This is a genomic window from Empedobacter sp. UBA7494 (assembly GCF_002478465.1).
GTDB lineage: Bacteria > Bacteroidota > Bacteroidia > Flavobacteriales > Weeksellaceae > Empedobacter > Empedobacter falsenii_B.
Genome location: NZ_DLOC01000103.1, coordinates 1 through 21,957, shown reverse-complemented (window position 1 = coordinate 21,957; position 21,957 = coordinate 1). Strand labels below are relative to the sequence as shown.

Sequence of the window (21,957 nt, the reverse complement as noted above, 5' to 3'; positions counted from 1 at the left end):
GGTTGAAAATATTTCGTCTCTCGTAATAATACAAAAAGGCTCAGCATTTAACTCCGTCTGTGCGTCAGTTAGCTGATTTAAAACAACCGCTATATCACTTTGAGGTATTCCTTTTGCTGCATTTTTTTTATAAATATCAGCAGCAAATTTTAAAGCTTAGGTTAAATCTATTTTCTTTTTATCTCCATTAAAAACAGAAACATAGACTATTAATTTTTTATTAAGATTAAGAAGTCCTTTAAAAGAATCCATATTGGTATTAGTAGTATTAGTATAACTACCAGGATAGAAAACAGAATTAGGATTTAGATTAGTATTATTTAAGTCTGCCATTTTTATATCAAAAATTCTTTGATTATACTTTTGAGTTAAATAATCAAAAAAATATTCATTAGAAACAGAAGCTACAAACCTGTTTTGAGGCGTGCCTAATTTGTTTATAACATCTAAAACAGGTCTTATAGTTTTATTATCAATTGAAACTGTATATGTTCTTCTTTCAATATTAAAAATAGCTTCATTAATTTTTAAATATAGTAAATTTGCATTAACACCAGTCCAAATGCCTGTCCATCCCTTTTTTCTCATTTTTTCTTTAGCTCTTATGCTATTGAAAAGAAAAAAATCTTGAACTTCAAAAACAGTTTTAGATTGTCTATCTCCATTAAATTTGTAATAAGCTACATATTGCTGTCCAAAAATATTCCCTAATGATGGATTAACAACATTTGTTGTATAATGAGTAGTTTGAGAAGAAGTAGGGATTTTTGGAGGGTAAGTTGTATTGGTTCCACTACCTCCAGTGCCTCCGCCTCCACATCCATCACAAGGATCAGCAGGCAGAATTTTGAATTGTTGAGTGAAAGAAGATTCAGCTTTAAAAGATACTATTTTGTCGTTCACATAGTTTAAACCTTCAGGAATAGAAATTTCTGGATTTTCTTCAATGAATTCATCAAGACTTTCATAATCATCTTTATCTACAATAAACAAACCATTAGGAGTGTACATATATATAGAATCATTTAATTGTAATTGCCCATTTTCATTAAGTACTGAAGCAAAATCTTCATCTTCTAAAAAAGTTTCAACATCAGTAATATCTCCATCTATATCCGTATTGTTCTTAGATAAAATTTTATTAGAAAATAGATTTTCTAATAAACTATTTCTATTAGCTTTTTTTGTAATAATTTCGTTATAAAGAGATTCATTGCTAATTTCAGTAGAAACTGATAAAGGAATAAAACCATTATTGTAAGAATTTTCTAATAAAGAGGCTTTTTGGGATTTAGAATTATAGACAAAGTCTTTTAGATCTGATTTTTTACCTGAAAAAACAATCATATTTTTTTCATTATTAAATCTATAAGATAATTCTTTTGAAGATTTAATTTCATCGTTGTTTAAAAAAGATTCATCATCATTACAAGAATTGAATGTTAGTAAGATGGAATAAATCCCTAAGAGAGTAAGTTTTTTTAAATTCATATTTGTATATATTTGAAAATCAAATATATTTATATTAAAAATAACATCAAAAAAAAAATTATGAAAAAATTAACACTAATTATTTTGAATTTAATACCATTTTTTTGTTTTTCTCAAGAAAAAAAAGACAACTATAAAAATGTAGGAGTAGTTGAATTAGGTACACAAGGTATAGATGTAGGATATAGTATACTTGTAGGAGAAAAATCCTTTTTTAATATTGAAGTTGGATTAGGAGCGGGATCAAATGTGAATGATGGTTCTGCGGAGTATGTTTTTAGTTTTAAAAACCCTATACCTTATGCTAAAGTGGGATATGCTATTAATTATAATAAGAAAAAAAGGGAAGAAAAAGGCAAGTCATTAAAAAGTAATTCAGGAAATTTTATAGAATTACAAATGAAATATTCTTTTGGAGATAAAAATGATATAGACTTAAACAAAACATTATTAACCGAAATTCATTGGGGGATTCAAAGAGATTTAGGATCTAATATATATTTTAGAACGCATATTGGATTAGGATATCTTTATGATTATGATTTTAAAGAAGGAAACTTAAGCCCAACTATAGGCGTTAAATTTGGATATATACTATTTTAATAAGAATAAAACCATTAACTTAATGACTTTATTCTTTACTAATTGATATGTAAAAATTGTTTCAGATATCTACTAAACATAATTAGTATTATCTACCAATATTTTTTAGGTTAAAACGTTGGTTTACTGAAAGTGCCGTTTTGAATAAATTATTTCAGTTAGAAAAACACGCTGGAGACCGCATTTTACCGTTGGAATCGGATATTCAAAGCAGACAAATCTTACTTCAATAACGACTTTCCAGAATCCTTATAATTCCATGTTTTTACTTTCATTAAATCAGCAATTGTAGAGGCAATTTGATTGAGATAAGTTTGTTTCTGTTTGAATTTTTTAGGATTAATCCCATTTCCAATCATCAAAATAAAACCTTCGTCTGATCCAAGAATTTCATCATAATGTTCTGACCATTGTCTTCCATTTCCACGTCCGTGATCAGTTGTTACAATAATAGTTGTTTGATCTTTATAGAATGGATCGCTTTGTACATAATTCCATATTTCCTCAATCATTCTATCATTGCGGTTTATTGAAGTAATATATTGATCGTAATCTTCATCATGTCCGTAATCATCAGCTTCTCCATAACCAATAAAAAGTAATTTTGGCTTTTGATTTTTCATCGCTTCTAATGCAAATTCGTGCGTAAAAATATCAAATCTTGTTGCCCACCATTGTTTTGGTGTTTCTAATTGAAAACGTTCTATAAGCAATTCTCGTTCAGATTTTTTTTGATTAAAACTATCTTGATATCCAGCATTTACAAACAATTTAGAACGTTCTTGATTCAAAATATTTGTATACATTCTCCAGCTTCCAAAAGCCATTACTTTATTGTTTAAATTCTTTTGTTGATTTGCAATTTCAAAAACTGATACATTAGGATTCGGAATATCTTTGTTGTTTTTAATTCGCTCATCATCAGCTTTTCCTGTAATAATTTCGTTGTATCCAGGATAAGACCATAATCTTTTGTTGGTCAAATTAACAAAGTTTTGTTCATCACGATTTCCTAAAATAACTCCTTTTTCTTTAATCGTTTTCCATGTAAATGGCATCAATAATTCGCGACGTTTTATAGAATCTTCTGTCCAATATTTTTCATTAGTTTGAACAATAAGTGAGTTGTATTTTTTATCATTTAAAATTGATTTTTCAACTCCCCGAAAAACTTCTTTCCAACGAACACCATCCAGCGTAACCAAGATAACTTTCGGTTCTTGAGCAAATAAAAAATTTGAGCATAAGGAAAGAATAAGAAATGTATACTTCATGTGATTATAATTTCTTATAAAAATAGGAAAAGCATCGATATGATGCTTTTAAAAGTATTATTTTTCTAATTTATTGACGATTTGTTGATAAACATCTTCGGCACTCAAATTTTGAAAATAATCATAATTTTGAAACTTTTTTGGATCTTTTCCAAAGATAGAAGTTGGACGAATTTTCATCGATTCGTCTTGTATCACATCATTCATAGATTGTCCATAACCTAAAAATCCAGCAAATGGATGCGTTCCACCCCAAATAGAAATCGTGCGCGTACCCATCAACGAAGCTAAATGCATATTTGCGCTATCCATAGAAATCATTACTTCTAATTTAGCAATTGCTTGTAATTCCTCTTCAAAAGAGATTGTTCCAGCTAAAGAATGGATGTTTGGATTGAAATTTTCCCATGTTTTTAATTCATCAATTTCAGTTTTTCCACCGCCAAATAAATAAATTTTGTACCCATTTTCAGCTAATTTCTTCGTCACGATTTTCATCTTTTCGATGGGATACATTTTACTTGTAAAGGCTGCAAAAGGTGCAATTCCAATTGATTTTGGTTCCTTAATCGATTTTGGTTCGATTTTATGCTTTAAATTGACGTTAAAACCAAGTTTACGCAAAACATCAGCATAGCGCTCAGTTGTTAATTTTAATTGCTTATAAACGCGATTTTTTTGATTGACTAAAGCTTTTTTCTCCTCACGACCTTTATCTAAAGTAGCCGTTTCTGTTCCGTTAAGTTTGAATAGAGTTGCAATTACTTTTGATCGGATTACATTATGAAAATCAGCTACATAATCAAAATTATATTGTTTTAATTCTTTGTATAATTTGAACAAGCTACAAAAGCTTTTGTAGTCTTTGTTCAAATCAACCGAAATAAATTTGATTTGAGGAAATTGCTTGAAAATATTTCCCATAAAAGGGCGCGAAGCAACATAAACTTCGACATTAGGATTTTGTTCAATAAACTCTTTTAAAACAGGAGCAATCATTGTAACATCCCCCAAAGCAGAAAAACGTAAAACTAATAGTTTTTTATGATTCGTTTTCTCCATTATTCCTATTGTTAATTTCTTTTGCAACCATTTTCATTTGCTTTTCAAACTCTTCCTTAGATGCTTCAAAATATTGATCAGAATTTTCGGCATGTTTTGCAATTTTACGCAACGATTTTCGGTCACTTTTTATGAAAATTTCCCCAATTTTAGACGCTTCTTCAGGTGAAAAACCATATTTTATAAGGATTTGTCTACCAACGTAAACAGATGAGAAAAAGTTTTCTCGATAAACTTCGTCTATACCATCTTTCAAATAATTATACGCATAACTACGATTTTTTGCACGAACAATAATTTCTAAATTCGGAAAGTTTTTACGAACAATATAAACTAATTTTTGATTAATTTCTGGCGGATCCAAAGCAGCTACAAAATATTTTGCATGTTCAGCACCAGCCGATTTTAGTAAGTTAACATTTGTTGCATCACCATAGAAAACATTAAAACCCTGCTTGCGCATTTTCTCTACACGCTCGCTATCATTATCCAAAACAATCGATTTTATTCCAGTGCTTTTCAAGACACGACTAATTGTGTTTCCAAAATCACCAAAACCAGCAATAATTATTTCACCTTCTGCTGAATGTGGATTTATTTTATCGTTTTCAATGATTGTTTTTACTTTTGTTTTTACACCAAAATATTTTAGAATTAATTTTTCATTTAAGACTAAAAGTAATGGTGTTATTACCATTGTTATCGCTGTTGTAGCTAACATCAAATCGTACCATTCTTTGTTTAGAATATCTAAATTTCGAGTCAATGATAAGATAACGAAAGCAAATTCTCCGACTTGTGATAAAAGCAAAATGAACAACCATTTCTGATCAAAATCAAATTTATGTTTGATTCCAATAAACCATAAAACCAATGATTTTATTAACATTATTCCAAATGTTAATCCAAGAATCATAAAAGGTTTATCTGCAATTAATTTAAAGTTAATCGTTGATCCAACAGCAATAAAAAAGATTCCTAATAATAATGATTTGAATGGCTCAATGTCACTTTCTAATTGATGTTTATATTCGTTATTCGCCAAAACAACACCAGCAATAAATGCTCCCAAGGCAGGAGAAATTCCAACTTTTTGCATCAAAATTGAAACTCCAATGACTAAAAGTAGGGCAGAAGCGGTGTAAATTTCTCGAACTTGTAATTGTCCAACATACTTGAAATAAGGTGTAATAATGTATTTTGCAATCACATAAATAAATGTAATTGCACCAAGAATAACCAAGGTTTTCATGAACGCTGGTCCACCAACTAACAAACTTTTAGAATCATCTCCAATGGACTGAATCAAGGAATCTCCAACTAAAAGTGGAATAATTGCTAAGATTGGAATTACCATAATATCTTGAAACAACAAAACTGAAAAAGTTGATTTACCTATGTTTGTTTTGGTCAATCCTTTTTCGCTAAGCGTTTGCATAATAATGGCTGTTGAAGACATGGTTATTGCAAAAGCTATAGAAAGAGCCAAAGAAAAATCCATTTTCAAGGCAAATATTCCGACTAAAGTTGCAATAATTATTGTTCCCAAAACTTGCATTCCACCAAGGTTGATGATTTTATTTTTCATCTTCCAGAATTCCTTTGGATCAAGTTCTAATCCGACCAAAAAAAGCATCATAACTACACCAAATTCAGTGGCGTGCATAATGTCTGTACCGTCATTGCCAACAAATTTCAGCAGATAAGGTCCAATTAAAACTCCGGCAATTAAATATCCCAAAACCGAACCCATTCCTAATTTTTTGGAAATAGGAACGCAGATTACAGCGGAAAATAGAAAAATAAATGCTTGGCCTAAAAAGTCGTTCATTATTTTATAAGGTTGATTAGATGATGTGTCTAACTATTATTTTGTTTTGATTGAAATGCAATCGCATAAAATTTGAATTGTTTTATCATCGCTAATAATCCATTTGCACGAGTTGGTGATAAAAATTCTGATAAACCAATTTCGTTGATAAAATCTGTATCCGATTCTAAAATATCTTTTGGCGTTTGATGATTATACATTCTCACCAATAATGCGGCAATTCCTTTTGGTAAAATAGCATTAGAATCAGCTTTAAATTCGATTGTATTACCATCCAATTCTGCATCTAACCAAACAGAAGATTGACAACCTTTGATGATTTTATCATCTGTTTTTGCTTCTTCTGGTAAATTATTTAAGCTTTTTCCTAACTCGATCAAATATTCGTAGCGTTGTTCCCAATCGTCAAAAAATGAGAATTCGTCTACTATTTCGTTTTGAATTTCTTTAATTTTCATATGACAAAGTTAGAAAGTTTTTGATAGTTTTTCCTCAAAAAAAGACGTTAAATAGCTTGATTCTTTTAGATTTCTTATTTTTGTGTTTTGATAAATTTCAATTCCCAAAAAATGAAGTACACTTTCATTGTTAATCCTAATTCTGGAAACGCAAAACACGATATTTCGCTCGATTTTTTACAATCAAAATTTGATTCTTCAGACGAAATCGTTTTGAAAGAAACCGCTTATCAATTTCATGCAAAAGAATTGGTGAAGGAGGCGATTGCAGAAAATTCAGATGTTATTGTTGCGTGCGGTGGTGATGGGACAATCAATGAAGTGGCGAGTGCTTTGGTGAAAAAAAATATTCCGTTGGGAATAATTCCTGCCGGATCTGGAAATGGTTTGGCTACAAATCTTAACATTCCGAAAGATATTAACAAGGCAATCGAAATTATCAAAAACCATATTGTTCATACGATTGATGTTGGTAGAGTAGAGGACAACTATTTTTTTAGCAATTTAGGTTTTGGGATTGACGCAGAAGTTATCAAAACATATGAAGAAAATCAAAAACGTACGATTACTGGTTATGTTGATGCATCTGTGAAAACGTTGTTGAATTATAAATCTAAATTGTTTCGCCTTTATATTGATGATGTAATTATTGAGAAAAATTTTTATTATCTATTCTGCTCTAATTCTAACATTGCTGGTTATGGAATCTCTTTTACACCGAAAGCTGATTTGTCTGATGGAGAATTGGATTTATTGATGATTGAAGATTTAGATGTTTTCGAACAATTTTATTTTTCGGTATTGGTTTTAGCCAAGAAAATTGATTTATTAGACAAAGCAAAGTATCGAAAAGTGAAAAAATTCAAGATTGAAAGTTTAGATAATAATCCGATTACGTATCAACTTGATGGAGAGATTCATAATACCGATTCACTTCAAGTAAAAGTTAAGGTCATACCAAATGGTTTAAAAATCATTTTTTAAACTTCAATTATTATTTAATTAACAATATAAATCATACATTTTCAATAAATTAAAATGTTATTAACTGAGTTGTAAACGATTTGTGTGTAACCATTTTTATCTTCAATTTTATAATAATACTTGCATTCGTTGTAACTTTGAATAAAATTTTTGCAATGAATAAGCCTTATAAAATTTTAGCAATCGATTCTAATCATGAATGTTTGAATAATGGACTTCGCGAAGCTGGTTTTATTGTTGATGAAGATTATATTTCATCAAAAGAATTGATCGAACAAAAGATTAATGAATATGATGGATTGATTGTAAGGAGTAGATTTCCAATTGATAAAGATTTTTTAGCAAAAGCAACGAATTTAAAGTTTATTGGTAGAGTAGGGGCAGGCTTGGAGAATATTGACGAAGAGTTTGCAGCTGATCATAACATTGTTTTATTCAATTCTCCCGAAGGAAACCGAGATTCTGTTGGTGAACATGCGATTGGTATGTTGTTGATGTTGATGCATCATTTGCGCAGAGCTGATAACGAAGTTCGTAATGGAATTTGGAAACGTGAAGAAAATCGTGGTGATGAATTGAAAGGTAAAACGGTTGGGATTATTGGCTATGGGAACATGGGAAATGCTTTTGCGAGACGTTTGCAAGGTTTTGAAGTGAATGTGATTTGTTTTGATATTTTGCCAAATAAAGGAAATGAATTTGCGAAACAAGTTTCGTTAGAAGATTTTTTTGAGCAAGCAGATGTTGTAAGTTTACATACGCCGCAAACGCCAGAAACGATGCAAATGATTAATGCAGTATTTATTTCTAACTTCAAAAAGCCATTTTATTTTGTGAATACAGCGCGTGGTAAATCTGTTGTGACAAAAGATTTGGTTGAAGCATTAAAAACAGGAAAAGTTTTAGGTGTTGCTTTAGATGTTTTAGAATTTGAAAAATCGAGTTTTGAGAAATTAGTTGCATCTGATTTACCAGAAGAATTTCAGTATTTAATCCAAGCGGATAATGTTGTTTTAGCGCCACATATTGCAGGTTGGACGCATCAAAGTAAAGTGAAATTAGCAGAGTTTATTCGTGATAAAATAATAGATTGGAAGAATAATCAGTAAAATGATTAATTGATATAAACTAAAAAGGTTCCGAAATTTTGGAACCTTTTTTCATTTTGTAAGTTTTTTGTAAACTTTATACAAAATAACTGCTACTATAATAACAAGAACGATTTGGAGTAGAATCCAAAGTATAACATTAAATGTCGATTCGCCTGAAATTGATAGCATATATATGTCTCATGTGTTAACTGAATGCTAAAATATTAATTATTTTTAACATTTCGTTAATAATTTAAAAATAATTTTATTCATCTTCTAGGTGTGTTAATTGATAACTTATCACATATCAATAGATAAGTTTTTTTCGCACCCTAAATTTGTATAAAAATAAATTACTATGAATTACCAAATATTTAAATCAGAATCAAGAGGTGGAGGAAATCACGGATGGTTAAACTCTAAACATTCTTACAGTTTTGCAAATTATTACGATCCAGCCCGTATTCATTTTGGAGCTTTGCGTGTCGTAAATGATGATATAATTACTGGAGGAATGGGATTTGGAAAACATCCTCATGATAATATGGAGATTATTACAATTCCTACAAAAGGAGGAATTTCTCACGAAGATTCAATGGGAACTGGTTCTGTAATTGAGTCTGGGGATGTACAAGTAATGAGCGCTGGTACAGGAGTTTTTCATAGTGAAATGAATGCTTATGAAAACCAAGAAGGACATTTTTTTCAGATTTGGATTATTCCAAATAAAATGAATGTTGAGCCTCGCTATCAACAAATTTCTGTTCGTGAAGTTGCAAAAGAAAATGAATTATACCAAGTTCTTTCTCCAAATCCAGATGATCAAGGAGTTTGGATTCATCAAGATGCATGGATTTTCTTAGGAAATTATACAGAAGATAATCAAGAAACATACAAAGTACAAAAAGAAGGAAATGGTGTTTTCTTTATGGTTGTTGAAGGAGAAGTTGAATTTGACGGAAATAAATTAGGACGAAGAGATGTCATCGAGATTAAAGATACAAACGAGTTTTCTTTCAATGTAGCAAAAGATTCTCGCTTGATGTTAATCGAAGTTCCTATGGATATTTAGAAATTTTTTTCAAGTTTTAGTTGTTTTATATATAGAGCAGATTTCAGAAATGAAATTTGCTTTTTTTTTGTTAAAAAAATATCATTATCAACACAAGTATTTAGTATATTTACTTCTTATAAAACTTTAACTCAAAACGTACTTAATCTATACTATATGAAACGTTTATTCATCATTGCCTCTTTTGCTTTAATGATTATCAGTTGTAAAAATGATAACATTGAAATTGATTCTACATCTGCGCAAACTTTTAGTGAAACGGTAGACAAAATTTCGAAGGCTTTGCCTGTTATGCAACAAGATAAATTTAAGGAAGCTTTGCAAATTATTTTCGAGTACAACACAAGTCAATCAATGGATAATGAAGCGCGTTGGGGAATTGTGCGTACGTTGTTAGATGGAAAAACGGTAGATGAGGTTTTTGATATTGCAGAAAAAGTTGCATTACAAAATAAATTTACATGGAATAGAAATCAAGTTCCTTTGGTGAATGGAATTCCAAAACCAGGCGCAACCGAAACTGTAGAAACGCCTGCTGAACCGACTTCTAATGTACAACGTTTTGATTTTAGTGTAAAACAAGATGAGAAAGGAATTGCAATTTCGCCATTCTTTTATAATGTGCAAGGAGAGGAAATTCAGTTGGATAAAGCTGTAACGGCAACAATAGAAGTGTTTAATTCAGGTAGTATTGTGTACACATTTCGTTCTACAATTGATCCAAATTCTATGGATGATTTGTACAGAAAAAATACAATTAATATTAAATATTCGTCATTAGATGCTTCTAAAATTAAGAGTGATCGATTAGATATTTTGGTTCGAATTCCGAATTCTGAACGATATTTAACGAATCGTAAAGCGGTAAAAGTTCCGTTAAATTTAGTTGGTGCTGCTGAGGTTGTAGATTCTCTTTTGGTTGAAAGTACGCCTGCACATGTAAGTAAAGAAGCTGGAATGGTAAAATCTCTTTCGAATCGTTTTATGACAAATTTATCTAAGAAAAATTATTCTGGCGCTTTTGCGTTGACAAGAAGTGGAGAATGGAATACTTTCCAAAAATTTTCTTCTGATGAATCAATTAAGAATTTAGAGCAAGCAACAATTAATGATGCAAAAGTGTTAGATGCAGATGAAAAAGTAGCTTTGGTTGAAGTGAATGCAAATTTAAAAGACCAATCTTCTAAGATATATCAAGTGACTTTAGAAAAGATCAATAATAAATGGTTTGTGGTTAATTTTAAATAATCGTAAACGTATTAAAGATAAAAAAAGCGTTCAAAATCTGAACGCTTTTCTTGTTTTATATTGAAATGAATTATTGTCCGTTTGCTTCTTTAGCAGCGTCCGCTTTCATTTTTGCGTTTGCAGTAATTGCAATCTCTACACGACGGTTTTGAGCACGTCCTTCTGCAGTTGTATTATCAGCAATTGGTTCCTCTAAACCTTTTCCTTTCGATGTTAAACGAGAAGAAGCAATACCTTTAGAAACTAAATAATCTTTTACAGACTGTGCGCGTTTTTGAGATAATGGTAAGTTATAATTTTGAGAACCTACGTTATCAGTATGGCCAACAATTAATAAATCTGTATCAGGATATTCGTTGAAAACTTCTACTAATTTATCTAAGTTAGATTTAGCAACAGCAGTTAAAGAAGCTTTGTTGTAATCAAAAGTAACTTTAGAGTTTTCATCTAAAATTAAATTAATTCCTTCTTCAGTTCTTACAACTTCTGCACCTGGTAAAACTTGCTCAATTTTTTGCGCTTGTTTATCCATATTGTTACCAATAACACCACCAGCAGCTCCACCTACAGCAGCTCCAATTACAGCACCTAAAGCAGTATTACCACCTTTACCGATATTATTACCTAAGATTCCTCCAATAACACCACCAGCAACAGCACCAATACCAGCACCTTTTTGTGTATTATTTGCATTTTGTACAGCTGTACAAGAAGACATAATAAATGATCCTCCTAATACAATTGCGGCTATTTTAGTATTTATTTTTTTCATAATTTCAAAGTTTTTTAAATTGTTGATTAACGTACGAAGTTATAAATCACTTGAGCAATTTTTCCGTTTGCATTGATATCTTGTACCAATTTCATCGAATTTGCATCAACATAATCTACACGCATTTTATATCCTGCTGTATTTTGTTTCGCTTTGATTCCTGTAACATCTTTGAAGATAAAGTAAGTTGTAGAACCATCTTGTTGTAAATCCCAAATAATATTTGCTGTTCCTGAAGGGCAATCTCCGCCAGCGTTATTAAATGTATATGTTCCTTTTTTGTTGTTTTGAACTAAGTTCCATGTAGAACCTTCATAACATTCTGGGTTTGCTGTGTCAAAAACTTTTGAAACTGCATCTGTAACTTTTACATTACCTTGTACCTCGTTGGTTGTTAAACCTTGGTAGTCTACATTTGTCAAAGTCCATGCACCTCTTACTTCTTTACCAGTTTGTATTTCTTGTTTTGCAACGGTTGTAGATGCACAAGAAGTTAAAAATGCTGAAGCGCATATCCCAAATAATAAAATACTTTTTTTCATAGCTATTTATTTTATCTATTATTAATCTTAAAAAATGGCTTTTATAAATTAGATTTAATAAATTTTTAGAAAAAAAACGACTTCTAATACATCTGATTAGATAATCATTCTTTAAAAACGCTTATTTTAATTTTCAGCTTTAATAATATAGATTAAAGAAGAATATTGACCTGTTTTTTTAGCTTGAGCATTAGACTTCAAACCAATTCTAAGCGCATTGATAAAACCTAACTTATTACCTTTATATTTTTCAGATAGTAGACTCACATAAAATGAATCTAATTTCATCGGGTGGATAGATTCAATTTTCATACCAAAATTGTTGAAAAGCTTATTCATGCTACTTGCAGAGAAATGCCAAAGGTGTCTTGGTACATCATATGCAGCCCAATATTTTCCGTAATATTCTGCATCATATGATTTGTGATTTGGAACTGCAATAATTAATCGACCATTTTCTGATAAATGATTTTTTAATTGTTGAATGATTTCATTCAAGTTTGGAATATGTTCTAAGACATGCCACAACGTGATGATATCAAATTTTTGATCATTATGTTCTAGTTCTGTAGAAGTAACTTTTTCGTTTCCAATTTTAGATTGTGCAATTTTTCGTGCCGAATCATTTGGTTCCATTCCCAAAACATCATACCCATTTTTTTGTAGATGTTCTAAAAAATCTCCAACACCACAACCATAATCCAAAATATTTTTACCATTTGAAACTTTATTTATCAATTCTAATTTATTATTTAGATTGATTGATTTTGCCATTTGATAAAAACGTTCGAAAATAGATTTCTTTCCATCCGTATGAGAAATGTAATTTTTACTTTCGTAATACTTTCCTAAATTTTCGATAGGTTGGGGGAGAGTATACAAAACTTCAGTTTCTGAATCTTCGTAAATTTCGAACTTTTCTCCTGTTAAAAAATAATCTTTTAAATCTAATTTCTTAATACCAGAAAATCCTTCTTTTGAAGGATTTTCTTGAGATGTTTCACGTGGAACATTTTCCATATTATCTTCCCATGTAAATTAATAATACACTAATATCTGCTGGTGATACACCACTAATTCTTGATGCTTGTGCTACCGTCGCAGGTTTTATTTTTGTTAATTTTTGACGAGCTTCTATCGACATCGAACCAAAGACATGATAATCGATGTCAGCCGGAATTTTTAGATTTTCCAAACGATGCAATTTATCAGCATTCTGTTGTTCTTTCTTAATATAACCTTTGTATTTGATCTGAATTTCTGTTTGTTCTAATTCTTCTTGATCGTATTCATTCGTTTCAATAAACTCTTTTACTCGATCTAATTTTGTGAAATCAGAAAGCTTTAATTCAGGACGAGAAATAACCGAAATCATTTTGTTTGGTTGTTTTAAAGGTGTTCCTTCTCGTTCTTCAATTACATCATTTATCTCTTGTGGTTTGATTGAATTTTCTTCGAAATAATTAACAAGCTTTTCAGCTTTGTCAAATTTTTCTTCCATTCTTCTCAAACGATCTTCTGAGGCTAAGCCTAGTTCAAAACTTTTTCTTGTCAAACGTTCATCAGCATTATCTTGTCTCAATAAGATACGATATTCTGCACGAGACGTAAACATACGATAAGGTTCTTCTGTACCTTTTGTTATCAAATCGTCGATTAAAACTCCTATATAAGCTTCGTTACGATTTAAGATAAATGGATCTTTTCCTTGAATTTTTAACACAGCATTTATACCCGCCATCAAACCTTGAGAAGCAGCTTCTTCATAACCTGTTGTTCCGTTAATTTGACCAGCGCAATATAAGTTATCAATTAACTTAGTTTCTAGCGTATGTTTTAACTGTGTTGGTGGAAAATAATCATATTCGATGGCGTAACCTGGACGTAAAATTTTTGCATTTTCAAAACCAGGAACAGAACGTAAAGCTCTTGCTTGAATATCATCTGGCAAAGATGTTGAGAATCCATTTATGTAGAATTCCATCGTGTGCCAACCTTCCGGTTCAGCAAAAATCTGATGACGATCTTTGTCTGCAAAACGATTAATTTTATCTTCGATAGATGGACAATATCTTGGTCCTGTTGATTTAATTGTTCCGTTAAACATTGGAGAACGATCAAAACCTTCGCGCAATAAATCGTGAACTTCTTGATTCGTATAAGTAATCCAACAAGAACGTTGTTTTGTTAATTTTTGTGTATTTGTATATGAGAATTTTGAAGGATTTTCATCACCTGGTTGCTCAACCATTTTCGTATAATCGATAGAACGACCATCTACACGTGGAGGAGTTCCTGTTTTCATTCGTCCAGCTTCGAAACCTAAATCAACTAATTGTTCCGTAATTCCGAAAGCAGCAGATTCTCCCATGCGTCCACCTCCAAATTGTTTTTCTCCAATATGAATTAAACCATTCAAGAAAGTACCATTTGTAAGTACAACAGACTTAGAACGAATTTTCATTCCCATGGCTGTAATTACTCCGCAAACTTTACCATTTTCGATGATTAAATTTTTTACCATATCTTGAAAGAAGTCAACATTCTCTGTTCTCTCTAAAGATAAACGCCATTCTTCTGCAAAACGCATACGGTCTGATTGCGCACGTGGTGACCACATCGCTGGACCTTTTGATTGATTCAACATTTTGAATTGAATCGCAGTTTTGTCGGTAATAATACCTGAGTATCCGCCTAAAGCGTCAATCTCGCGAACAATTTGCCCTTTCGCAATTCCACCCATAGCAGGATTACAAGACATTTGTCCGATTGTTTGTAAGTTCATTGTAACAAGAAGCGTTTTTGCTCCTAAATTGGCTGCTGCCGCTGTTGCTTCTGCACCTGCGTGACCACCACCAACTACAATTACATCATATTCTGATTGAAATATCATTTGATTTGTAAACTTATTTTTCTTGTTAAAATAATAAATGTTCCACGTGGAACATTATTGATTTAGATAGCTACTAAACGTTTCTAAATATTGATTTTCTTTAGCAGTCATCAATTCTTTGTCATCTGGTTCTTTGTCCATATAACCAGCAAAATGTAATATTCCGTGGATAACAACACGAGCCAACTCGTTCTCAAAAGAAACACCATTTTGCTCTGCATTATCTTTGATTCGTTCGACGCTAATAAAAATATCACCCATCAATTCGTCTTCAATAGAATTATCGAAACCGATAACATCTGTGTAATAATCGTGGTCTAAATATTGTCGATTAATTTGAAGTAAGTATTCGTCATCACAGAAAATATAGTTTAAATCTTCTATTGTTTTCCCTTCATTCTTCATACTCTCTACGATCCAATCTATCCAAGTTTGAGCATCTTTTAGCTCAAAATCTGTTTCGTAAAATAATTCTATCATTGTTCTAAAACCAGTAACCTAAACTTAAATTAAATAACCCTTTTTTTGTGTAAGGCGAATAACTCCAAATAAAATTTAAAGGTCCTAATGGACTATCGTAGCCATAGGTAACGCCATACCCAAGATATTTGTAATCTGTTAAACTTAATTGCTCAAATCTATCTGTGATATTTGCAATATTCATAAATACACTTGTGTAATGATTTTTCAAAATTCGAGCTTGGATATGAGAGCCAAAAAGCAATTGATTGTCGCCAATCGCAGAGCCAAAAGGAAGCCCATAAAACTTGGTATAATTTAAAAAATCTTGTTCAACATAACCTCCGATATAAAACTTCTGAGGCATTGTTACATTATCGTTGAAAAAGGTTCCAAAGTTAGCAGTAAATCTGTAACTTAGGAAATTATTTAACGGAAAATTTGCCTCTAAACTCGATTCTAACAAATAGTTATTTTCAAATCCAGTTACATTAGAATCAAACAAATACTTAAAGCTTCCATCAAATTTTAAACCACTACGCGCAAAATTTGCATTATTTCGATTATCTGCTTTGATATATCCATACGCTTTCCAATAATAACCTTCTGATTTTGCTGGAAATTCTTCGTTAGAAGAGATGAAATTATTCGTGAAAACTTTTGTGTATTGATGCTCCAATCCAATGCCAATCGCATATTTTTCTTTAATCGTTGATTGAATGTAGAGTTGATTGATGTATTCTCTAAAGTTATAATTTACTTTTTTGTAGATATTATCTTGACCAAAGAAGTTTCTTAAATCAATTTCTTTGTCAAAATAATGCGAAAAAGAGTTGAAGCCGATACTTGGAAAATAACCATTATCAATGAAAAAATTGATGTTATATCGCGCATAGTCTCCAACCACAACATCAGCAGAAAGCACCGAGTTTTTGACAAATAAATTCTTTGAAGTAAAGTTTAAAAGTAATCCTGTTTTGAATAAATCATCGTAATGTAATCCAAAACGGATTGATTGTTTGGTCTTATTTTCTTGAACTTTTAACGTCAATAAATTCTCTTCATCGTTAATTTCTGAGATTTTATACGTGATATTATTGAAGTTTCCAGAAGCATACAATTTCGAAATTCCAGCTTTCAAATCATCATATTTTATAATTTCAGGTGTACGAATCCCTAGTTTACCTTCGATATAATTCTTGTTGAAGTTTTTCAATCCTTCTACTTCAATTTCTTTCACCAAAACATAATCATCAAGTTTAATTTCGTTTCGAGCTTTGTTTGAAGCATGCTGTTTTTTTGCAATTTCTTTGAGTTGATCATATACTTTTTCCGAAGCAATAAGTCCACGATTGTAAATAGAATCTACTTCATCAAAGCTTGTCACAGCGTATTCTTTAAGCTCTGGTTTAATCAATAAATCGACTAGTTTTTTCTGCTCATCCGTTTTTTTAACGATACTCATCGTCATAATTTGACTCAAAATATCAATAGCAGAATTTAGATCATCACGTTTTTGTAAGCCATCACCCAGCTCAACACCGATAATAATATCAGCACCCATATCTTTCACTTCTTTCACGGGGAAATTGTTGACAACGCCACCATCAACATATATTTTACCATCAATTGTGACAGGATCTAACATCGTTGGATAAGCGCCAGAAGCCAAAATAACGCGAGGTAAGAATCCCGAACGAAAGACTTTTTCTTCTCCAGTTTCGAGATCGGTTCCGATACAAACAAAAGGTGTCGGAAGTTTATTGAAATCATCAATATCATGAACTGGACGCAATAAATAAGTCAATAAATCAAGCGGACCTTGACCTTTTGAAATGGCATTTGGAATCGTTAATTTGAACTTATCAAAAGGTAATTCTAAGATGTATTTTTCTTTGTATGCTTTCTCGAAAAAAGGAATCTCTGCACGATCTTTATTTTGCGTAATCAATGAAGAAATGTCCAATTGATGCATGATTTTCTCGAGTTCGTCAGGTGTATATCCAGCGGCATATAATCCACCGATAATCGCGCCCATACTTGTTCCTCCGATGTAATCAATTTTGATTCCAGCTTCTTCAATTTTCTTCAAAGCGCCAACATGTGCATAGCCTTTTGCGCCACCACCACTCAATACAACACCCACTTTTAGACGCGTTGAATCGTTCTTCGTTTCTTGTGCAAAAGAAATGGTTGAAATAATGAAAATGAAAGCAAAAAGACTGCGCATAAATTGATCTAAATTGAGGAATAAAGATAGCAATTTTGAATCTAAGTTGTAGAATTGTTTAACCTATTCTACATTATTTTCATAACAACTTAAATAATATGAAAATTTCGAAAAGTCTGCAGAAAAAGCTTTATTTAGTTTTAGAAAAGGCTTTAGTTTTTCTATTTGTGAAACAGAAAGTGGATATGAATCATAAATTTCTGATGGATAATCATCCTTATTTAGGATAAAATCATTTAAATAAAGAAGAATCTGTTCAGATGTTATTTCTAATTCGAATTCATTGTTCAGAGAATCGTCAGAATTATTATACTCTTCAATTAATCTAATTATTTTATCCATTTATTTTTTTTAAAATTACAAAAAAAGAGCTACTATTCAGTAACTCTTTTCAATAAATTATTCTTTGTAATAAACGCGTTTTATACGTTGGGAAACCGAAGTTAAGACTTCATAAGGAATTGTTCCTAACCATTCGGTAACGTTAGCTAAAGTTGGCGAGTTTCCAAAAATAGTCACTTCGTCACCTTCTTTACATGGAATATCGGTAACATCAACCATCATCATATCCATACAAATGGTTCCGGTAATTGTAGCCAAATGCCCGTTGATACCTACTTTTCCTTTTCCGTAACCAAGTGAACGACGAATTCCGTCTGCATAACCAACAGGCAAGGTTGCAATTTTGGTATGACGCTCCGCTGTAAAACGACGACCATAGCTTACAGTTTCGCCTTTTTCAATCTCTGAAATCTGAGAAATTACCGTTTTGAAACGCACAACAGGTTTCAAATATTTCTCCATAAAATCGGTATATTCAGAGTAGCCATACATTCCGATTCCTAAACGAACCATGTCATATTGATGTTCTCCATACGCTACAATTCCAGGAGAATTTAATGCATGTTTGATTGGTTTTATGTTTAAAGCAGTTGTAATTACTGAATAACTATTATCAAAACGTTCTAATTGATATTTCGCATAATCTTCCTGCTCTGGCATATCGGCAGTTGCTAAATGCGTGAAAATTGAGCGAACATAAACATGTGAATTATCTTTTAGAATTGCAATTAACTCTTCGAAATCATCTTCGTGAAAACCAAGACGATTCATACCTGTTTCCATTTTTAGGTGAATTGGATAAGGTGAAGAAATTTGTTTTTCTTGTAGTTTCTGAATGAATAATTTCAAAACACGTAAACTATAGATCTCTGGTTCCAATTGATAATCGATAACAGTAGAGTAACTACTTTGTTCCGGGTTCATGACGATAATTGGAATGGTAATTCCAGCTTCGCGCAATTCTTTTCCTTCATCTGCAATCGCAACGCCTAAGAAATCGACACCGTTATTTTGTAAGGTATTTGCTACCTCAAAACTTCCTGTTCCATAACTATTCGCTTTTACCATGCACATCAATTTTGTGGTAGGTTTTAGCAATGAGCGGTACACATTTATATTTTCGATCAGGTGTTGCAAATTAATTTCAAGAACAGAATCGTTGGAACGTGTTTCTAATTCACTCGAAATTTTTTCTAATTTGAACGGACGAGCGCCTTTTAATAAAATAGCTTCGTTGTCGACGTTTTGATGACGGAACTGCTCTAAGAATTCTTCAGTCGAATTGAATGAACGAACATAGGATTCAAATAAATGTTTGAACTGAGAAATTTTTTCTCCAATTAAAACTATCTCATCAAAATGATAAGGGTTGACTAAATTGGCTGCTTGTTGATATAAATCGTGGTCAGATAAGTTACTTTGTAAAATATCCGTCAACACCAACGATTTTTTGTCGCGTGGTTGTTGATTTAACACATTTAGACCAATTTTTAATGAATTTAGATCAGAATTGAATGTATCATTAATTAAAATTGAATGATTAATCGCTTCTTTAATTTCCAAACGCATTTCGATTGGTAGAAGTTGACTAAATTCGTTTTTAAGTTGTTTATAATCAATATTTAAACTAATTAAAGTCGTTAAGCAAATTAAACTATTTTTAATCGAAGCATCATCGATAAAAGGAATCGAATAGGTGAATTCTTGTTGATTATGTAAAATAGAAATTTGCGTATTAGTCTGATTACTTTGTATTTGCTTGATCTGTACAGTGGCAGAATTGGAGTAACCGTAAGTATATTTATCTGTTTTTGCTAAATGAGCGTTTTCAAGAATAGCTTGATGAACTTTTTCGTTTTCGATATTGAAAACTAATTTATCAACATGAGAAAATAGTTTCAGTTTTTCCTGAATCAATTCATCTTGATTTTTAAAATTCTCTAAATGCGCTTCTCCGATTTTTGTCAACACACCTATTGTTGGTTGAATAATTTCTTCGAGATTTTGCATTTCATTTGGCATCGAAATTCCAGCTTCGAAAATACCCAAATCGTTTTTCTCTTCCATTTGCAAAACAGAAAGTGCTGCTCCAAATTGAGAATTGTAACTTTTTGGACTACGAACAATCGAGAATTTTTTCCATAACAATTGATTCAACCACTCTTTGACAATCGTTTTTCCATTGGAACCGGTAATTCCGATCACAGGAAAATGAAATTGTTTGCGATGAATTTTTGCCCAATTTTGCAAAGCAAGTAGCGGATTTTCAACCTCGATAAAATTTGCATGAGGCAAATTTGTCAACGCTTTTTCTACGACAAAATTTCGAATTCCTCTTTGATAAGCATCTTGCAAAAACAAATGTCCGTCTTTTTGGTTTCCGTGAAAAGCAAAGAAAATTCCGTGAATTGGATTGACAATCATGCGCGAATCAAAGAAAATTTGATTGATGATTTCGTCTCCATTTCCAATCAAAGTACCGTTGATGATACTTGCAATTTGATTTAGATTATAAGTTTTCAACTTTATGTTTGTTATGTTCTTCCCAGAAAGCAACTCGGCTTAATGGTTCATATTCTAGTACTTCGCCAAGTTCTACAAGACGATCACTGTCAATTTTTCGGTGCGAATAATTGGCTAAATTTCCTGTACGAACGCAGATTGCATGCACTTTTGTTACATACTCGGCAGTCGCCATTAAATTGGGCATTGGACCAAAAGGACGACCTTTGAAATCCATATCCAAACCAGCAACAATAACGCGTTTGCCTTCGTTTGCCAATTGATTGGCTACGTCTACAATTCCTTCATCAAAAAATTGTGCTTCATCAATCCCTACCACATCGCAATCATCAGCCAATAATAAAATTGCTGAAGAATACTCAACTGGCGTTGATGTAATAGAATTTTGATTGTGTGAAACGACTTCGCGGTCCGCATAACGCGTATCTATCGTAGGTTTGAAGATTTCGACACGTTGTTTGGCAAATTCGGCACGTTTTAGACGGCGTATAAGTTCTTCGGTTTTACCAGAAAACATTGAGCCACAGATGACTTCTATCCATCCACTTTTTTTGTTATGATTAAAGGTATTTTCGAGGAACATAGTTCAAATAATTTAGATTAAAATGTGAGAACAAATTTACGGAATAAATTAGATGAAAGAAGTAAAAAGTAGATTAAAGCTCATCTTGAAACTTTAGATGAGCTTATTAGTGGACTCTTCATAAAAAAAGTTGTAAGATTTATATAAAATTAATCTATTATCTTATTGATTTTAAGTTAGAAATGAATTGTTTCCCTTAAAAATAATAATACTTGTGTGTTTTTATTGATTACGGAAGTGGTTTGTTGTAACTTTTGAATAAATGACCATATAGATATATAGAAATAGATGAGTCTTTGATTTTCGAAATCAGTAGTTTATCATAGTTTTTCATCTTTGATGAAAGTTAGATGTATATTAATTTTACTTATCTTAGTATCAATGGCTATTAAAAAAACATAAGATTATGAGTTTAAAAGAACCACAGAAAATAAGAGTTGGATATCCCCCTGAATTTTCCAGTGTAATAAGCTACATTTTTTAAAAATTGTAAATTATT

Annotated in this window: 19 protein-coding genes; 5 read left to right on the top strand and 14 right to left on the bottom strand. The window is 31.4% G+C overall.

Annotated elements, in window-relative coordinates; all coding sequences use genetic code 11:
* Nucleotides 1–156 precede the first annotated feature (156 nt).
* Entirely contained in the window at nt 157–1,491 is a 1,335-nt protein-coding gene (locus B4E95_RS12355; protein ID WP_291091784.1) for a hypothetical protein, read from the bottom strand.
* A 60-nt stretch (nt 1,492–1,551) separates the two neighbouring features.
* Between B4E95_RS12355 and B4E95_RS12350 the strand changes: the two genes are divergently transcribed.
* On the top strand, nt 1,552–2,094 hold the full coding sequence (locus tag B4E95_RS12350) for a hypothetical protein (protein ID WP_291091783.1): 543 nt from the start codon (nt 1,552–1,554) through the stop codon (nt 2,092–2,094).
* A gap of 221 nt (nt 2,095–2,315) precedes the next feature.
* On the opposite strand, the gene B4E95_RS12345 is transcribed toward B4E95_RS12350, so the two are convergent.
* From B4E95_RS12345 to B4E95_RS12330, 4 genes are read right to left on the bottom strand one after another with little or no spacing between them, the layout of a single operon-like run.
* Nucleotides 2,316–3,368, bottom strand: coding sequence for an alkaline phosphatase family protein (locus B4E95_RS12345; protein ID WP_291091782.1), 1,053 nt, complete (start codon nt 3,366–3,368; stop codon nt 2,316–2,318).
* Nucleotides 3,369–3,425: 57 nt separating this feature from the next.
* Nucleotides 3,426–4,430, bottom strand: coding sequence for a glycosyltransferase family 9 protein (locus B4E95_RS12340; protein WP_291091781.1), 1,005 nt, complete (start codon nt 4,428–4,430; stop codon nt 3,426–3,428).
* Complete coding sequence (locus B4E95_RS12335; RefSeq protein WP_291091779.1) at nt 4,411–6,261, bottom strand: monovalent cation:proton antiporter-2 (CPA2) family protein; 1,851 nt, start codon at nt 6,259–6,261, stop codon at nt 4,411–4,413. The genes B4E95_RS12340 and B4E95_RS12335 overlap by 20 nt, the downstream gene beginning before the upstream one ends.
* 29 nt (nt 6,262–6,290) lie before the next feature.
* Nucleotides 6,291–6,719 carry a SufE family protein gene (locus B4E95_RS12330; protein WP_219034091.1) on the bottom strand — a complete coding sequence of 143 codons (429 nt, stop codon included), beginning with the start codon at nt 6,717–6,719 and terminating at the stop codon, nt 6,291–6,293.
* 111 nt (nt 6,720–6,830) lie between these two features.
* Between B4E95_RS12330 and B4E95_RS12325 the strand changes: the two genes are divergently transcribed.
* The 4 genes from B4E95_RS12325 (at nt 6,831) to B4E95_RS12310 (ending at nt 11,114) form a co-directional block, all read left to right on the top strand.
* Complete coding sequence (locus B4E95_RS12325; RefSeq protein ID WP_291071714.1) at nt 6,831–7,703, top strand: diacylglycerol/lipid kinase family protein; 873 nt, start codon at nt 6,831–6,833, stop codon at nt 7,701–7,703.
* 155 nt (nt 7,704–7,858) lie between these two features.
* Nucleotides 7,859–8,812 (top strand): 2-hydroxyacid dehydrogenase, encoded by a 954-nt coding sequence (locus B4E95_RS12320; RefSeq protein WP_291091777.1) that lies wholly within the window; start codon nt 7,859–7,861, stop codon nt 8,810–8,812.
* 340 nt (nt 8,813–9,152) lie between these two features.
* Nucleotides 9,153–9,866, top strand: a complete 714-nt coding sequence (locus B4E95_RS12315; protein WP_291064120.1) for a pirin family protein — start codon at nt 9,153–9,155, stop codon at nt 9,864–9,866.
* A gap of 156 nt (nt 9,867–10,022) precedes the next feature.
* Entirely contained in the window at nt 10,023–11,114 is a 1,092-nt protein-coding gene (locus tag B4E95_RS12310; RefSeq protein WP_291091775.1) for a hypothetical protein, read from the top strand.
* A gap of 70 nt (nt 11,115–11,184) precedes the next feature.
* On the opposite strand, the gene B4E95_RS12305 is transcribed toward B4E95_RS12310, so the two are convergent.
* The 9 genes from B4E95_RS12305 to B4E95_RS12265 form a co-directional block, all read right to left on the bottom strand.
* Nucleotides 11,185–11,886: an OmpA family protein gene (locus B4E95_RS12305; protein WP_221854015.1), complete on the bottom strand. Its 702-nt coding sequence runs from the start codon at nt 11,884–11,886 to the stop codon at nt 11,185–11,187.
* Nucleotides 11,887–11,912: 26 nt separating this feature from the next.
* Entirely contained in the window at nt 11,913–12,428 is a 516-nt protein-coding gene (locus B4E95_RS12300) for a lipocalin family protein (RefSeq protein WP_221854016.1), read from the bottom strand.
* 126 nt (nt 12,429–12,554) lie between these two features.
* Entirely contained in the window at nt 12,555–13,448 is an 894-nt protein-coding gene (locus B4E95_RS12295) for a class I SAM-dependent methyltransferase (RefSeq protein WP_291091773.1), read from the bottom strand.
* A gap of 1 nt (nt 13,449) precedes the next feature.
* Complete coding sequence (gene mnmG, locus B4E95_RS12290; protein WP_286495677.1) at nt 13,450–15,321, bottom strand: tRNA uridine-5-carboxymethylaminomethyl(34) synthesis enzyme MnmG; 1,872 nt, start codon at nt 15,319–15,321, stop codon at nt 13,450–13,452.
* Between the two features lie 54 nt (nt 15,322–15,375).
* The gene (ybeY, locus tag B4E95_RS12285; protein ID WP_221854019.1) at nt 15,376–15,801 is read right to left on the bottom strand and encodes an rRNA maturation RNase YbeY; all 426 of its coding nucleotides are present in this window, start codon (nt 15,799–15,801) and stop codon (nt 15,376–15,378) included.
* Nucleotides 15,802–15,805: 4 nt separating this feature from the next.
* Entirely contained in the window at nt 15,806–18,010 is a 2,205-nt protein-coding gene (locus B4E95_RS12280) for a patatin-like phospholipase family protein (RefSeq protein WP_291091771.1), read from the bottom strand.
* Nucleotides 18,011–18,073: 63 nt separating this feature from the next.
* Complete coding sequence (locus B4E95_RS12275; protein WP_280049806.1) at nt 18,074–18,352, bottom strand: DUF7683 domain-containing protein; 279 nt, start codon at nt 18,350–18,352, stop codon at nt 18,074–18,076.
* 57 nt (nt 18,353–18,409) lie between these two features.
* Nucleotides 18,410–20,875: a bifunctional UDP-N-acetylmuramoyl-tripeptide:D-alanyl-D-alanine ligase/alanine racemase gene (locus B4E95_RS12270; RefSeq protein ID WP_291091769.1), complete on the bottom strand. Its 2,466-nt coding sequence runs from the start codon at nt 20,873–20,875 to the stop codon at nt 18,410–18,412.
* Nucleotides 20,862–21,458, bottom strand: coding sequence for a thymidine kinase (locus tag B4E95_RS12265; RefSeq protein ID WP_038336222.1), 597 nt, complete (start codon nt 21,456–21,458; stop codon nt 20,862–20,864). Before B4E95_RS12265 ends, B4E95_RS12270 begins: the two co-directional genes overlap by 14 nt.
* Between the last annotated feature and the right edge of the window lie 499 nt (nt 21,459–21,957).

Coding starts and splice junctions, on each gene's coding strand:
- B4E95_RS12355 (WP_291091784.1), bottom strand. CDS start 1,491: ATGAATTTAAAAAAACTTACTCTCTTAGGGATTTATTCCATCTTACTA.
- B4E95_RS12350 (WP_291091783.1), top strand. CDS start 1,552: ATGAAAAAATTAACACTAATTATTTTGAATTTAATACCATTTTTTTGT.
- B4E95_RS12345 (WP_291091782.1), bottom strand. CDS start 3,368: ATGAAGTATACATTTCTTATTCTTTCCTTATGCTCAAATTTTTTATTT.
- B4E95_RS12340 (WP_291091781.1), bottom strand. CDS start 4,430: ATGGAGAAAACGAATCATAAAAAACTATTAGTTTTACGTTTTTCTGCT.
- B4E95_RS12335 (WP_291091779.1), bottom strand. CDS start 6,261: ATGAACGACTTTTTAGGCCAAGCATTTATTTTTCTATTTTCCGCTGTA.
- B4E95_RS12330 (WP_219034091.1), bottom strand. CDS start 6,719: ATGAAAATTAAAGAAATTCAAAACGAAATAGTAGACGAATTCTCATTT.
- B4E95_RS12325 (WP_291071714.1), top strand. CDS start 6,831: ATGAAGTACACTTTCATTGTTAATCCTAATTCTGGAAACGCAAAACAC.
- B4E95_RS12320 (WP_291091777.1), top strand. CDS start 7,859: ATGAATAAGCCTTATAAAATTTTAGCAATCGATTCTAATCATGAATGT.
- B4E95_RS12315 (WP_291064120.1), top strand. CDS start 9,153: ATGAATTACCAAATATTTAAATCAGAATCAAGAGGTGGAGGAAATCAC.
- B4E95_RS12310 (WP_291091775.1), top strand. CDS start 10,023: ATGAAACGTTTATTCATCATTGCCTCTTTTGCTTTAATGATTATCAGT.
- B4E95_RS12305 (WP_221854015.1), bottom strand. CDS start 11,886: ATGAAAAAAATAAATACTAAAATAGCCGCAATTGTATTAGGAGGATCA.
- B4E95_RS12300 (WP_221854016.1), bottom strand. CDS start 12,428: ATGAAAAAAAGTATTTTATTATTTGGGATATGCGCTTCAGCATTTTTA.
- B4E95_RS12295 (WP_291091773.1), bottom strand. CDS start 13,448: ATGGAAAATGTTCCACGTGAAACATCTCAAGAAAATCCTTCAAAAGAA.
- mnmG (WP_286495677.1), bottom strand. CDS start 15,321: ATGATATTTCAATCAGAATATGATGTAATTGTAGTTGGTGGTGGTCAC.
- ybeY (WP_221854019.1), bottom strand. CDS start 15,801: ATGATAGAATTATTTTACGAAACAGATTTTGAGCTAAAAGATGCTCAA.
- B4E95_RS12280 (WP_291091771.1), bottom strand. CDS start 18,010: ATGCGCAGTCTTTTTGCTTTCATTTTCATTATTTCAACCATTTCTTTT.
- B4E95_RS12275 (WP_280049806.1), bottom strand. CDS start 18,352: ATGGATAAAATAATTAGATTAATTGAAGAGTATAATAATTCTGACGAT.
- B4E95_RS12265 (WP_038336222.1), bottom strand. CDS start 21,458: ATGTTCCTCGAAAATACCTTTAATCATAACAAAAAAAGTGGATGGATA.